This window comes from Pelomonas lactea (assembly GCF_043555885.1).
Taxonomy (GTDB): domain Bacteria; phylum Pseudomonadota; class Gammaproteobacteria; order Burkholderiales; family Burkholderiaceae_C; genus Pelomonas; species Pelomonas lactea.
The window spans coordinates 884,949-897,180 of record NZ_JBIGHX010000003.1 but is presented as its reverse complement, the minus strand read 5'-3'; the positions used below and the strand labels follow the sequence as shown (position 1 = coordinate 897,180).

The following is a 12,232-nucleotide window of genomic DNA, read 5'->3' as shown; positions in this document are numbered from 1 at the left end:
GTCTCAGCGCGCCGGCAACAGCTTGGCCGGATCGACGGGCTTGCCGAGCTTGCGCACTTCGAAGTGCAGCTTGACGGTGTCGCTTTCGGTGGAACCCATCTCGGCAATCCTCTGGCCCTTGCGTACCACCTGATCCTGCTCGACCAGCATCGCCCGGTTGTGGGCGTACGCCGTCAGGTAGGTGTTGTTGTGCTTGATGATGACCAAGTTGCCGTAGCCGCGCAAGCCCGAACCTGCGTAAACCACACGCCCATCGGCCACCGCCAGCACCGGGTCGCCCGGCTTGCCGGCGAAGTCCAGGCCCTTGTTGCGCTGCTCGTCGAAGCCAGCGCTGACCGGATGGGACACCGGCCACGCCCAGCCCAGCGTGTCGTCATCCGACGCGGCCGCCTCCTTCGGCGCCTCCTTCGCTGCGTCCTTCGCAGGCTCCTTGGGCGCCGCCGCCACGGCAGAGGCCGCACTGGCCGAGGTCTGCGGCGGTTTGGCATCCAGCGGACGCGCCTCGACCTTGGCGGTCACGACGGGTTTCACCGCCACGGCGCTTGCATCAACACCGGGCGGCACGACGCGCAGCACCTGGCCCACCTCGATGCGGTTGGGATTCTCCAGGCTGTTCCACTTGGCGACGTCGCGCCAGCTCTGGCCGTTGTCCAGCGCGATGCGGATCAGCGCATCACCCGGCTTCACGGTGTAGTAGCCTGGCTTGCCGGCGTTCTCCGCACCCGGCAGCGGCTTGGCCTCGGGCGCGGCGGGGGTGGATGCGGCAGGCGCAGGCGCGGCCGCTGCGGGCTTGGGAGGCTGGGGGTTGCGGTCCTCCACCGGGGCTCGGTGCAGCGACGTGCCGCAGGCGCTGAGCAGCAGCGAGGTGGTGAGGGCGAGAAGGGGACGCAGGCGTGAGGGCATCGTGTGAGGCACGTTGGGGGCCGCCCGGATTGTGTGGCGCGGTGCGCCAGCGGCTCCGTCAGACGACGCCGGATTTTAGGGGGACGAAGAGCACGGCCTCGTGCTCGCTGCGCAGCCAGCGGCTGACGCCGCCATCGACGACGTGATCCAACACCACCAGCACCTGGCCGCGGCCGCTGGACGCGGTGGGCGCGATGAGGCGGCCGCCGGGCGCCAGTTGCTCGGTCCAGGCGGGCGGGATGTCCTCGCCGCCGGCCGCCGCGATGATGCTGTCGAACGGCCCGCTGGCAGCATGGCCGACGCGGCCGTCGCCCCAGATGAGCCGCGGCGAGCGCGGCAGCACGAGGCGCTGCAGGTTGGCCCGGGCCTTGTCGTGCAGCCCTTGCAGGCGCTCGATGGACGTGACCTGGCGCGCCAGCATCGCGATGACTGCGGCCTGGTAGCCGCAGCCCGTGCCGATCTCCATCACGCGGCCCAGCGAGCCGCGCTGCCGGGCCCCGGCGCCCGCCATCAACAGGCCCAGCATGTGGGCCACGACGGAGGGCTTGGAGATGGTCTGCCCGTGTCCGATGGGCAGGGCCGTGTCCTCGTAGGCCTGCGCGGCCAGCGCGCTGTCGACGAACTCATGGCGCGGTACGGCGGCCATGGCGGCCAGCACGCGCTCGTCGAACCTGCCCTCGGCGCGCAGCCGGTCGACCATGCGCTGGCGCACGGCACCACCGTCCAGCCCCGTGCCGCTCGGGCGGGCCAGCCGGGCCGCGTCCCGCGTCGCCTGCTGAAGGTGGCGCTGCGGCATCAGCAGCTCGCGCTGCGGCGCCGTGGCCGACTTCAGGCTGGCCGGGAAACGCTTGGGCGTTGACATCGGATCAGAGGCCCAGGCGCCGCGCCCAGGCGCCCAGCGACGAATGCTCGGTCAGATCCACCTGCAGCGGCGTGATGGACACCTGGCCGTTGGCGGTGGCATGGAAGTCCGTGCCCTCGTCGGCATCCTTGGCCTCGCCCGCCGGGCCGATCCAGTAGATGGTCTCGCCGCGCGGGTTGACCTGCTCGATGATGGCCTCGGCCGAGTGGCGGCGCCCCAGCCGCGTGATCTTGCGCGGCAGCGTGTCGGCATCGGCCCGGTTGGGGATGTTGACGTTCAGCAGGAAGCTCTGGCCCAGCCCACCGGCGATGACCTGCTCGACGATGCTGCGCGCCGTGCGGGCGGCGGCCTCCAGTTCACCCCAGCCCTTCTCGGCCTGCGAGAACGCGATGGACGGGATGCCGAACAGATAGCCCTCGGTGGCCGCGGCCACGGTACCGGAGTACAGCGTGTCATCGCCCATGTTGGCGCCGTTGTTGATGCCCGAGAGCACCAGGTCCGGCCGGTAACCCAGCAGGCCGCTCAACGCGAGGTGGACGCCGTCCGACGGCGTGCCGCTGACGTAGCGGAAGCCGTTGGCGGCGCGGTAGACGTTCAGCGGGCGGTTCAGCGTCAGCGAGTTGGACGTGCCGCTGGCGTTCTGCTCGGGGGCGATGACGTCGATCTCGCCCAGGCCTTCGCAGGCTTTCACGAGGGCCGCCAAGCCGGGAGCGAGGTAGCCGTCGTCGTTGGAAATCAGGATGCGCATGGCAACGGATTGTAGGGAGCGCGTCACCTGCGAGACCGGGTGTAACCATGCTGATTCCTATCATGGCCGCTTCATTCCACGAGGAGACAGCAATGAAGGCATGGGTCTGCGAGAACCCGGTGGGCGTCGAGGCGCTGCAATGGCGCGATGTGCCCGCACCGCCGCTGGGCGCGGGTCAGATCCGCGTGGCCATCCGCGCCGCCAGCCTGAACTTCCCTGACCTGCTCATCGTGCAGAACAAGTACCAGATGAAACCGCCCCTGCCCTTCGTGCCGGGCACGGAGTTCTCGGGCGTCGTCACCGAGGTGGGCGACGGCGCAACGGGCTTCGCCGTGGGCCAGCGCGTCGCGGCCTTCGGCGGGCTGGGCGGCTTCGCCACCGAGGTGTGCATCCCCGCCGCGCTGGCCATGCCGCTGCCGGACGCCTTCAGCTTCGAGGATGCCGCGGCGTTCATCTGCACCTATGCCACCAGTCACCACGCACTGATGGACCGCGGCGCGCTACAGGCCGGCGAGACGGTGCTCATCCTCGGTGCGGCCGGCGGCGTCGGCACGGCGGCCCTCCAGATCGCCAAGGCCGCCGGCGCCCGCGTCATCGCGGCGGCCGGTAGCGACGCCAAGTGCGCCGCCTGCAAGGCGCTGGGCGCCGATGCCACCATCAACTACGCGACGCAGAACCTGCGCGACGAGTTGAAGGCGCTCACCGACGGCAAGGGCCCCGACGTCATCTACGACCCGGTCGGCGGCGACCTGGCCGAGGCCGCCTTCCGCTCCATCGCCTGGCGCGGCCGCCACCTCGTCATCGGCTTCGCGCAAGGCAGCATCCCCGCGCTGCCGCTGAACCTGGCACTGCTCAAGGGCGCGTCGCTGGTGGGTGTGTTCTGGGGCGAGTTCGCCAAACGCGAGCCGGGCCGCAATGCCAGGATGCTGGCTGAGCTGGCCGGCTGGTATGCAACCAGCAGGATCAAGCCCGTGCTGGACCGCGCGCTGCCCATGGCGGAGCTGCCTGCGGCATTTGCCCGCATGGCCGCCCGGGAAGTCGTCGGCAAGGTAGTTCTTACCAATCGTGAAGCCTGAAACGGGGGCGAGCCCCCCCGCAGACGCGGTCGATCGCAGCACGAGGCCTGCGCTACATTGGCCGGTCGAAACGACAGCCGCCGTCCCCCCATGACCGTCAAAGTCCTGATCATCGAAGACAACCCCGTCGCCCGCAGCTTCCTGTGCCGCGTGGTGCGCGAGAGCTTCAGCGACGCGATGGAGATCACCGAGGTGGGCGATCTCGAGAACGCGCGCCGCCAGGTGGCCAAGTTCGGCAACGCGCCGGACCACGGCTTCAAGCTCATCCTCGTCGACCTGGAACTGCCCGATGGCAACGGCATGGAGTTCCTGACCGAGTTGTCCGGCTCGACCGCCATCAAGATCGTCACGACGCTGTACTCCGACGACGACCACCTCTTCCCCGCGCTGCAATGCGGCGCCGACGGCTACCTGCTGAAGGAAGACCGCTTCGAGGTACTCGTGGAAGAGTTGCAGCGCATCGTGCGCGGCCAGCCGCCGCTGTCGCCGGCCATCGCACGCCGGCTGCTGTCGCACTTCCGCCCGTCGTCCTCCGGCGACAGCGGCACCATGCCGCTGAACTCCGGCTTCGGTTCGCTGTCGTCGTCGCACGCGCCGTTCAGCAACAGCCGCAATGTCGCGCTGGACCCGCCGCCCGAGTGGGAACGCCTGACGCCGCGCGAGAGCGAAGTGCTGACCTACCTGAGCAAGGGCTTCACGATCAAGGAGATCGCGAACCTGATGGGCATCAAGTGGTTCACCGTCAACGACCACATCAAGTCCATCTACAAGAAGCTCAACGTCAGCAGCCGCGCGGAAGCGGCGGTGCTGGCGTCAAAGCAAGGCCTGGTCTAACCAGCGCTGCATGAACCGCTGCAAGGCCCCGGCGAGTCCGGGGCCTTGTTGTTTGAGGCGGGGTCGACCAGCGGCTGCCCGCTCAAGCGGCCGAGCGCAGCTTCACGCCGGGGAAATCCACCGGCACGGCGAACGCGACGTTCACGTAGTTCGTGAACAGGTTCAGCGCCACGTGCGCCAGGATCTCGACGATCTGGCCGTCGCCGAAGCCCGCCGCACGCAGCGCGGCGACGTCGGCATCGCCCACCTGGCCGCGCTGCTCGACCAGCTTCAGCGCAAAACGCAGCGCGGCGGCCGTCGCCGGGTCGGCCGATTCGCCGGCCTGGGCGGCACTCATCTCGGCGGCCGATGCGCCCGCCTTGCGGCCCAGCGCCGTGTGCGCGGCCAGGCAGTACTCGCAGGCATTGCGGTCGGCCACGGCGACGGCGATCTGCTCGCCCAGCTTGGCCGGGAGGCTGCCGGTGCCTTGATCCGAAAGAGCGCCGAAGAAGCCCCACATCGCCTGCAGCGCGGCCGGCGAGTTGGCAACGGCGCGGAACATCGCGGGTGTGGCACCGAAGGCACCGTGCACGGCATCCAGCAGCGGGCGGCTGGCGGCGGGGGCATCGGCGGCGGAGACGAGGGGAACGCGGGAGGTCATGGAGTCACCTTTCGGTTGCAGTGGAGGAAGGCCTCCACTGTGCGCGCCGACTCAGGTCGATAGGTATCATTCAGTCCGCACAACATACCGATTCATCCCAATGCCCGATGCCTCGCCGCTGGACCGCCTCAGCCCGCTGCTGGAGCGCTTCCGCGTGCGCGCCAGCCTGTTCCACGCCGGGCCGCTGTGCGGCGTGACGCATTTCGACGCGCAGCCCGGACGGGGCTTCCTGCACGTGATGCGCAACGGCGAGATGGCCGTGCGCCACGCGGCCGGCAGCGGGCTCGTGGCGCAGCTGGTGGTGAGCGAACCCAGCCTGGTGTTCTACCCGCGCCCGCTGGCGCACGACTTCCACAACGCGCCCACCGAGGGTGCGGACTTCGTCTGCGCGACGCTGGACTTCGATCAGGGCGACGCCCACCCGCTGGTGCGCGCGCTGCCGCCGCTGGTGGTGCTGCCGCTGGCCCGCGTGGACGGCCTCAACGAGACGCTGACGCTGCTGTTCGGCGAGGCCGAGCGCGTGCGCTGCGGCCAGCGGCTGCTGGCGGACCGGCTGTTCGAGGTGCTGCTGCTGCAACTGCTGCGCTGGATGCTGGACCAGCGCGACAACCCGCTGCCGGTGGGCCTGCTGAACGGCCTGGCCGACGCGCGGCTGGCCCGCGCGCTGACCGCCGTGCACGCCCGCCCCGGCGAGGCCTGGACGCTGGAGCGGCTGGCCGCCGAGGCCGGCATGTCGCGCAGCCGTTTTGCCGAGGCCTTCCGCGACGCCGTCGGCACGACGCCCGCCGACTACGTGGCCGACTGGCGCCTGGCCATCGCCCGGGCCGAACTGCGGGCGGGCAAGTCGCTGAAGACGCTGGCCGCCGAGCTGGGCTACGCCAACGCGTCGGCGCTGAGCCGGCTGTTCACGCAACGGCACGGCGGGCTGTCGGCGCGGGCGTGGCGACAGCAAGGCGGTTAAAGTGCCAGCCATGCGTCGCCCCGGCCGCTTCCTCGTCCTCTGCCTGCTGCTCGTGCTGCTGCCGCTGCGCAGCGTGCTGGCGGCCGCGCAGCTGGAGTGCGGGCCGGTGCAGCCAACGCCGGCCGCGATGGCCCATGCGGAGCACGCGCATCACGACCACCAGGACATGGATGACACGGCCGACGCCCACCACAGCCAGGCATGCAAGCTGTGTGCCCCCTGCTGCCTGGCCGCCGCGCCGCCACCGGCGTTGGCGCTGACCGTGACGAGCGCACCGGCCCAGCGCGCGGCGCAGGTGCCGGCCGAGCGCTGGACGGGCGTCGTGCCGCCGCTGCCCGACCCGCCACCCCGGGGCTGAACTCCTCCCAACGCTGCCCTCCCGCCGCGCGCCTGGCTGCGCCTGGCGGGTCGATCACCCGTTCAGAGAGGCTGTCATGCCCTTGTTGTTCCCCCGCGTCGCGGCGCTGCTCGCCGCCGGCCTGGCGCTGAGCGCCACCGCCCAGACGCCCCGCCCCGACCCCGCCGATGCGCGCGCCCAGGTGCCGCGCGTTGCGCCCCGTAAGGCTGCGCCACCGCAGGCTGCCGATGACCCGCCCCGCGTCGACTGGCGCGCTGCCAACGACCGCGTCGAACGCGTGGGCGGCTGGCGCACCTACGCCCGCGAAACGCTGCCGCCGGAGAAGACGCCATGAAGCGTGCGCTGTCCCTGACCGCACTGGCACTGGCGCTGACCGGCTGCGCCAGCCTGACACCCGGCGATGAGGTCGGCGACGTCAGCCGCCTGACGCAGCCGCACACCGGCCAGGCGCTGGCTGCCGAACCGCTGCCGGCCGAGGAGCTGGCCGCCCGCCTGCGCGAGCCGCTGAGCGCCGACGCCGCCGTGCAACTCGCGCTGCGGAACAGCCGCGCGCTGCAGGCCCGACTGGCCCGCCTGGGCGTGACGGCCGCCGAGGTGGACGCCGCCGGCCGGCTGCCCAACCCCGGCTTCAGCTTCAGCCGCCTCACGCGCGGCGACGAGGTGGAGCTGGAGCGCGGCTGGCACGTCAACCTCGCCCGGCTGCTGACGTTGCCGCTGGTGCGCCAGGCCGAGCAGCGCCGCCTGCAGGCCGAGCAGCAGCAGGCGGCTGCCGACGTGCTGGCGCTGGCGGCGGACACGCGCCGCGCGTGGGTGGCCGCCGTGGCTGCGGAGGAGACGCTGACCTACCGCCGCCAGGTGCTGGAGGCCGCCGATGCCGGCGCCGAGCTGGCGCGGCGCATGCAGGCCGTCGGCAACTTCAACGCACTGACCCGTGCGCGCGAGCAGGGCTTTGCCGCCGAGGCGCGGCTGGCGCTGGCGCGCGCCGAGGGGCAACGCCTCGCGAGCCGCGAACGCCTCGTGCGCCTGCTGGGCCTGTGGGGCGACGACGCTGCCGCGCTGCGTGTGCCCGACCGGCTGCCCGCGCTGCCGACGACCGCCCGCGAGCAGCCCGACATCGAGACGCGGGCGCTCGCGCAGCGGCTGGACGTGCAGGCCGCACGGCTGCGGCTGGAGCAGGCCGCGCGCCAGGTGGACGCCGGGCGCATCAACCGCTTCGTGTCCATGCTGGAGCTGGGCGTCGTGCGCAACACGTCCAACGAGGCGCCGGTGCAGCGCGGCTGGGAGGTCACGCTGGAGCTGCCGCTGTTCGGCCCCGGCCCGCTGCCGCGCGCACAGGCGCTGGCCCGCGAGGCGGCGCACGACGCGGCCGACACGGCCATCCGCGCGCGCTCCGAGGTGCGCGAGGCCTACGGCCTGTACCGCAGCGCCTGGGACATCGCGCGCCAGCACCGCGACGAGCTGTTGCCGCTGGCCCAGCGCATCTCCGACGAGCAGTTGCTGCGCTACAACGGCATGCTGATCGGCGTGTTCGAGCTGCTGGCCGATGCCCGCGCCCAGGTGGCCGCCGTGGCCGCTGCGCAGGACGCGCTGCGCGACTTCTGGCTGGCCCAGGCCGACCTGGAGCAGGCCCTGCTGGGCCGCGCCACGCCCGCCCTGCCCTCCGCCGGCCCCGCCCCTGCCGCTGCCGCGGCGGCGGCCCACTGAACCCCGAGGACACCCCATGTTCAACCGACGTTCCCTGCTGGCGGGGTCGACGCTGGCATCGCTGGCCGCCGTCTCCAAGGCGGCGATGGCCGCGCTGCCCGAGCCCGTCATCCAGACCTCGCCCGACACGCAAGCCCCGCTCATCCCGCCCACCGGGCGGCCCTACAACCCCGTCGTCACGCTGAACGGCTGGACGGCGCCCTGGCGCATGAAGGACGGCGTCAAGGAGTTCCACCTCGTGGCCGAGCCCGTCGTGCGCGAGATGGCGCCCGGCTTCAAGGCCCACCTGTGGGGCTACAACGGCCAGAGCCCCGGGCCCACCATCGAGGTCGTCGAGGGCGACCGCGTGCGCATCTACGTGACCAACCGCCTGCCCGAGGTGACCAGCATGCACTGGCACGGCCAGCGCCTGCCCAACGGCATGGATGGCGTCAGCGGCCTGACGCAGCCGCCCATCCCGCCGGGCAAGACCTGGGTCTACGAGTTCGTCGCGCGCCGCCCCGGCACCTTCATGTACCACCCGCATGCCGACGAGATGGTGCAGATGGCCATGGGCATGATGGGCCTGTGGATCACGCACCCCAAGGCGAAGCACCCGCACATCGCCGACGTCGACCGTGACTACGCCTTCCTGCTGAACGCCTACGACATCGACCCCGGCAGCGCGACGCCCAAGGTCATGACGATGCTGGACTTCAACCTGTGGAGCTGGAACAGCCGCGTGTTCCCGGGCATCGCGCCGCTGGTGGCCCGCCAGGGCGACCGCGTGCGCATCCGCGTGGGCAACCTGACGATGACCAACCACCCCATCCACATCCATGGCCACGAGTTCGAGGTGACCGGCACGGACGGCGGCCCCGTGCCCAGGACCGCGCGCTGGCCCGAGGTGACGACGGACATCGCCGTGGGCCAGATGCGGCAGCTGGAGTTCATCGCCGACGAGGAAGGTGACTGGGCCTTCCACTGCCACAAGGCGCACCACACGATGAATGCGATGGGCCACAACGTGCCGACGATGATCGGCGTGGACCACAGCGGCCTGGCCGCCAGGATCCGCAAGCTGGTGCCGGACTACATGGTCATGGGCGAGCGTGGCATGCACGACATGACCGAGATGAGCATGCCGCTGCCCGACAACACGGCGCCCATGATGGCGGGCGAAGGCCCGTTCGGGCCGGTGGCCATGGGCGGCATGTTCAGCATGCTGAAGGTGCGGCGCGGGCTCAGGCGCGGCGACTACACGGACCCTGGCTGGTTCCAGCATCCGCCCGGCACCGTGGCGCGCGAGGTGGGCGATGCGCCGCCCGCGACGAGCGCGCCTGCGCCTGCGCCGCAGGCGTCCGACGTCGAGGTGCAGGTGCGCAAGCCGCAAGGCCACCACAACCATTGAGGCCCGCATGAAGACAGTCATCACCTCCCTCGCGCTGGCCCTCGCCGCCGCGGCAGTGCAGGCGCATGGCGACCATGCCGCCAGTGCACCGGCCGCCGTCAAGAAGGAACAGAAGGCCTGGGGCATTGCCGGCGAACGCCGCGCGGCCCGGCGCACCGTCGAGATCACGATGAGCGACGACATGCGCTTCACGCCGTCGCGCATCAACGTGCGCCAAGGCGAGACCGTGCGCCTGGTGCTGCGCAACACCGGCGCCGTGCTGCACGAGCTCGTCATCGGCACGCCCCGGGAACTGGAAGAGCACGCGGCGCTGATGCTCAAGTTCCCCGGCATGGAGCACGACGAGCCCTACATGGCCCATGTGCCCCCGGGCCAGACCGGCGAGATCGTCTGGACCTTCAACCGTGCAGGCGAGTTCGACTTCGCCTGCCTCATCGCCGGCCACTTCCAGGCCGGCATGCGCGGCAACATCGTCGTCCGCGCGCGCTGAAACTCATCAAGGAATTGCCATGAAAGAACTCCTCCTGTGCGCCGCGCTGCTGGCGATACCCGTGCTGTCGCGGGCGGCCGAGCCGCCGGCCATGCCAGCCTCCGCCGCCGACGCGATGACCGATGCCGAGGTCCGCAAGGTCGACCCGGCCGCGGCCAAGGTCACGCTGCGCCACGCCGAGATCCGGTCGCTGGACATGCCGGCGATGACGATGGTGTTCCAGGCCCGCGACAAGCGGCTGCTGGACGGGCTCAAGGTCGGCGACAAGGTGCGCTTTAAGGCCGCGCATGAAGGCGGCCAGTTCATCGTCACGGCCATCGAGGCGGCCAAGTGAGGGCGGCGCTCGCCTTGCTGTGCCTGGCCGCCAGCGGCGCCGCGGCAGCGGCCGCCCAGGTCGTCGACATCGCCTGGACCCCCGAAGGCCGCTTCACCCACATGGCGACACTGGCGCCGCGGGAACTGCTGGAGGTGTGCGGCAAGCTGCACCGGGGTGGCCGCGTGGCCTGGTCCTTCGAGGCCGGCGCGCCGCTTCCGTTCAACATCCACGTCCACCAGGGCAAGGCCGTGGTGTATCCGGCAAGGCTGGAGCGGGCCACCAAGGCGCAGGGTGTGCAGATCTTCGACGCCGAGCCTGCACATTGCTGGATGTGGACCAACACGGCCGCCGAGGCCGTGAAGGTCAGCGTCGAGCTGCAGCAGACGCCTCGCTGAGCGTCCGAAAAAGAAAAAGCCCGCCGGGGTTGCCGGCGGGCTGTTCTTGGCGGAGAGGGAGGGATTCGAACCCTCGGTGCGGGGATACCGCACGCCTGATTTCGAGTCAGGTACATTCGACCACTCTGCCACCTCTCCTGATGCGGTGCGCGTTGGTGCGAAGCCGGCCATTATAGCCAGCTTTTTGGCCTCGCTGCAAATCAGGCGCGCAACACCTCCACACCGCCCATGTAGGAGCGCAGCGCCTCGGGCACGGTGATGCTGCCGTCGGCGTTCTGGTAGTTCTCCAGCACCGCCACCAGCGTGCGGCCCACGGCCAGGCCGGAGCCGTTGAGCGTGTGCACCAGCTCGTTCTTGCCTTGCGCGTTCTTGAAGCGCGCCTGCATGCGGCGAGCCTGGAAGGCGCCCATGTTCGAGCAGGAGCTGATCTCGCGGTAGGTCTGCTGCGCCGGCACCCAGACTTCCAGGTCGTAGGTCTTCGTCGAGCCGAAGCCCATGTCGCCGGTGCACAGCAGCACGGTGCGGTACGGCAGGCCCAGCTTCTGCAGGATGGCCTCGGCATGCTGCGTCATCTCCTCCAGCGCGGCCATGCTGTGCTCGGGCTGCTCGATGCGCACCATCTCCACCTTGTCGAACTGGTGCTGGCGGATCAGGCCGCGCGTGTCGCGGCCGGCGGAGCCGGCTTCCGAGCGGAAGCAGGGGCTGTGCGCCGTCAGCTTGACGGGCAGGTCCTCGGCCTTCAGCACGCTCTCGCGCACGGTGTTGGTCAGCGAGATCTCCGACGTGGAGATCAGGTACTGCTCCACCTGCTCGTCATCGCCGCCGCGCAGCACCCAGAACATGTCTTCCTTGAACTTGGGCAGCTGGCCCGTGCCCTCCAGGATCTCGCGGTTGACGATGTAGGGCGTGTAGCACTCGGTGTAGCCGTGCTCGGTGGTCTGCACGTCCAGCATGAACTGCGCGAGCGCACGGTGCAAGCGCGCCACGGGCCCCTTCAGGAAGGTGAAGCGCGAGCCCGACAGCTTGGCGCCGGTCTCGAAGTCCAGGCCCAGCGGGGCGCCCAGGTCGACGTGGTCCTTGACGTCGAAATCGAACGCGCGGGGCGAGCCCCAGCGGCGCACCTCGACGTTGCCGGTCTCGTCGGCGCCGACCGGCACGCTGGCGTCCGGCAGGTTGGGCACGCCCATCAGCATCTGGTTGAGCTCTGCCTGGATGGCCTCCAGCCGCTCGGCGCCGGCCTTCAGCTCATCGCCGATGCCGCCGACCTCCGCCATCAGCGCCGAGGCGTCCTCGCCCTTGCCCTTGGCCATGCCGATCTGCTTGGACAGCGCGTTGCGGCGGGCCTGCAGTTCCTCGGTGCGGGTCTGCACGCCCTTGCGCTCGGCTTCCAGCGCCTTGAAACGCTCCACGTCGAGGTAGGGCTGCGGGTTCTTGCGCGCGTTCAGGCGCTCGATGACGGTATCGAGCTCCTTGCGCAGTTGGGTGATGTCAAGCATGGGTGTCCTTCAAGTCGGATACGAAAGCGGCGCCGATGTCAGGCGCCGCCGGAAGCTGG

The 12,232-nt window shown here is 70.8% G+C and carries 15 protein-coding genes and 1 tRNA gene; 10 read left to right on the top strand and 6 right to left on the bottom strand.

Features of this window, described 5'->3' with window-relative positions; genetic code table 11:
- Positions 1-3 precede the first annotated feature (3 nt).
- The 3 genes from ACG04Q_RS12780 to surE are packed head-to-tail and all read right to left on the bottom strand — an operon-like array spanning position 4 to position 2,513.
- Complete coding sequence (locus tag ACG04Q_RS12780; RefSeq protein WP_394511304.1) at positions 4-903, bottom strand: peptidoglycan DD-metalloendopeptidase family protein; 900 nt, start codon at positions 901-903, stop codon at positions 4-6.
- A 58-nt stretch (positions 904-961) separates the two neighbouring features.
- Positions 962-1,765, bottom strand: a complete 804-nt coding sequence (locus ACG04Q_RS12775; protein ID WP_394511303.1) for a protein-L-isoaspartate(D-aspartate) O-methyltransferase — start codon at positions 1,763-1,765, stop codon at positions 962-964.
- Positions 1,766-1,769: 4 nt separating this feature from the next.
- Complete coding sequence (gene surE / locus ACG04Q_RS12770; protein ID WP_394511302.1) at positions 1,770-2,513, bottom strand: 5'/3'-nucleotidase SurE; 744 nt, start codon at positions 2,511-2,513, stop codon at positions 1,770-1,772.
- Between the two features lie 92 nt (positions 2,514-2,605).
- Between surE and ACG04Q_RS12765 the strand changes: the two genes are divergently transcribed.
- The gene (locus ACG04Q_RS12765) at positions 2,606-3,589 is read left to right on the top strand and encodes an NADPH:quinone oxidoreductase family protein (RefSeq protein WP_394511301.1); all 984 of its coding nucleotides are present in this window, start codon (positions 2,606-2,608) and stop codon (positions 3,587-3,589) included.
- Positions 3,590-3,679: 90 nt separating this feature from the next.
- Complete coding sequence (locus ACG04Q_RS12760; protein WP_394511300.1) at positions 3,680-4,423, top strand: LuxR C-terminal-related transcriptional regulator; 744 nt, start codon at positions 3,680-3,682, stop codon at positions 4,421-4,423.
- Between the two features lie 82 nt (positions 4,424-4,505).
- Here the strand turns inward: ACG04Q_RS12760 and ACG04Q_RS12755 are convergent, their stop codons facing one another.
- Positions 4,506-5,063 carry a carboxymuconolactone decarboxylase family protein gene (locus ACG04Q_RS12755; RefSeq protein WP_394511299.1) on the bottom strand — a complete coding sequence of 186 codons (558 nt, stop codon included), beginning with the start codon at positions 5,061-5,063 and terminating at the stop codon, positions 4,506-4,508.
- Between the two features lie 100 nt (positions 5,064-5,163).
- On the opposite strand from ACG04Q_RS12755, the gene ACG04Q_RS12750 reads away from it, so the two are divergent.
- The 8 genes from ACG04Q_RS12750 (at position 5,164) to ACG04Q_RS12715 (ending at position 10,677) form a co-directional block, all read left to right on the top strand.
- Positions 5,164-6,024 carry an AraC family transcriptional regulator gene (locus tag ACG04Q_RS12750; RefSeq protein ID WP_394511298.1) on the top strand — a complete coding sequence of 287 codons (861 nt, stop codon included), beginning with the start codon at positions 5,164-5,166 and terminating at the stop codon, positions 6,022-6,024.
- A 10-nt stretch (positions 6,025-6,034) separates the two neighbouring features.
- Complete coding sequence (locus ACG04Q_RS12745; RefSeq protein WP_394511297.1) at positions 6,035-6,382, top strand: hypothetical protein; 348 nt, start codon at positions 6,035-6,037, stop codon at positions 6,380-6,382.
- A 76-nt stretch (positions 6,383-6,458) separates the two neighbouring features.
- On the top strand, positions 6,459-6,716 hold the full coding sequence (locus ACG04Q_RS12740; RefSeq protein WP_394511296.1) for a hypothetical protein: 258 nt from the start codon (positions 6,459-6,461) through the stop codon (positions 6,714-6,716).
- The gene (locus ACG04Q_RS12735) at positions 6,713-8,086 is read left to right on the top strand and encodes a TolC family protein (protein WP_394511295.1); all 1,374 of its coding nucleotides are present in this window, start codon (positions 6,713-6,715) and stop codon (positions 8,084-8,086) included. The genes ACG04Q_RS12740 and ACG04Q_RS12735 overlap by 4 nt, the downstream gene beginning before the upstream one ends.
- A gap of 16 nt (positions 8,087-8,102) precedes the next feature.
- Positions 8,103-9,476 carry a multicopper oxidase family protein gene (locus ACG04Q_RS12730; RefSeq protein ID WP_394511294.1) on the top strand — a complete coding sequence of 458 codons (1,374 nt, stop codon included), beginning with the start codon at positions 8,103-8,105 and terminating at the stop codon, positions 9,474-9,476.
- 7 nt (positions 9,477-9,483) lie between these two features.
- Positions 9,484-9,966 (top strand): cupredoxin domain-containing protein, encoded by a 483-nt coding sequence (locus ACG04Q_RS12725; protein ID WP_394511293.1) that lies wholly within the window; start codon positions 9,484-9,486, stop codon positions 9,964-9,966.
- Between the two features lie 19 nt (positions 9,967-9,985).
- Positions 9,986-10,300 (top strand): copper-binding protein, encoded by a 315-nt coding sequence (locus ACG04Q_RS12720; RefSeq protein WP_394511292.1) that lies wholly within the window; start codon positions 9,986-9,988, stop codon positions 10,298-10,300.
- Positions 10,297-10,677: a hypothetical protein gene (locus ACG04Q_RS12715; RefSeq protein WP_394511291.1), complete on the top strand. Its 381-nt coding sequence runs from the start codon at positions 10,297-10,299 to the stop codon at positions 10,675-10,677. The genes ACG04Q_RS12720 and ACG04Q_RS12715 overlap by 4 nt, the downstream gene beginning before the upstream one ends.
- Before the next feature lie 47 nt (positions 10,678-10,724).
- Here the strand turns inward: ACG04Q_RS12715 and ACG04Q_RS12710 are convergent.
- Positions 10,725-10,815: transfer RNA gene (locus tag ACG04Q_RS12710), tRNA-Ser, on the bottom strand.
- Positions 10,816-10,877: 62 nt separating this feature from the next.
- A complete protein-coding gene (gene serS, locus ACG04Q_RS12705) occupies positions 10,878-12,173 on the bottom strand; it encodes a serine--tRNA ligase (protein WP_394511290.1) in 1,296 nt (431 codons plus the stop codon).
- Between the last annotated feature and the right edge of the window lie 59 nt (positions 12,174-12,232).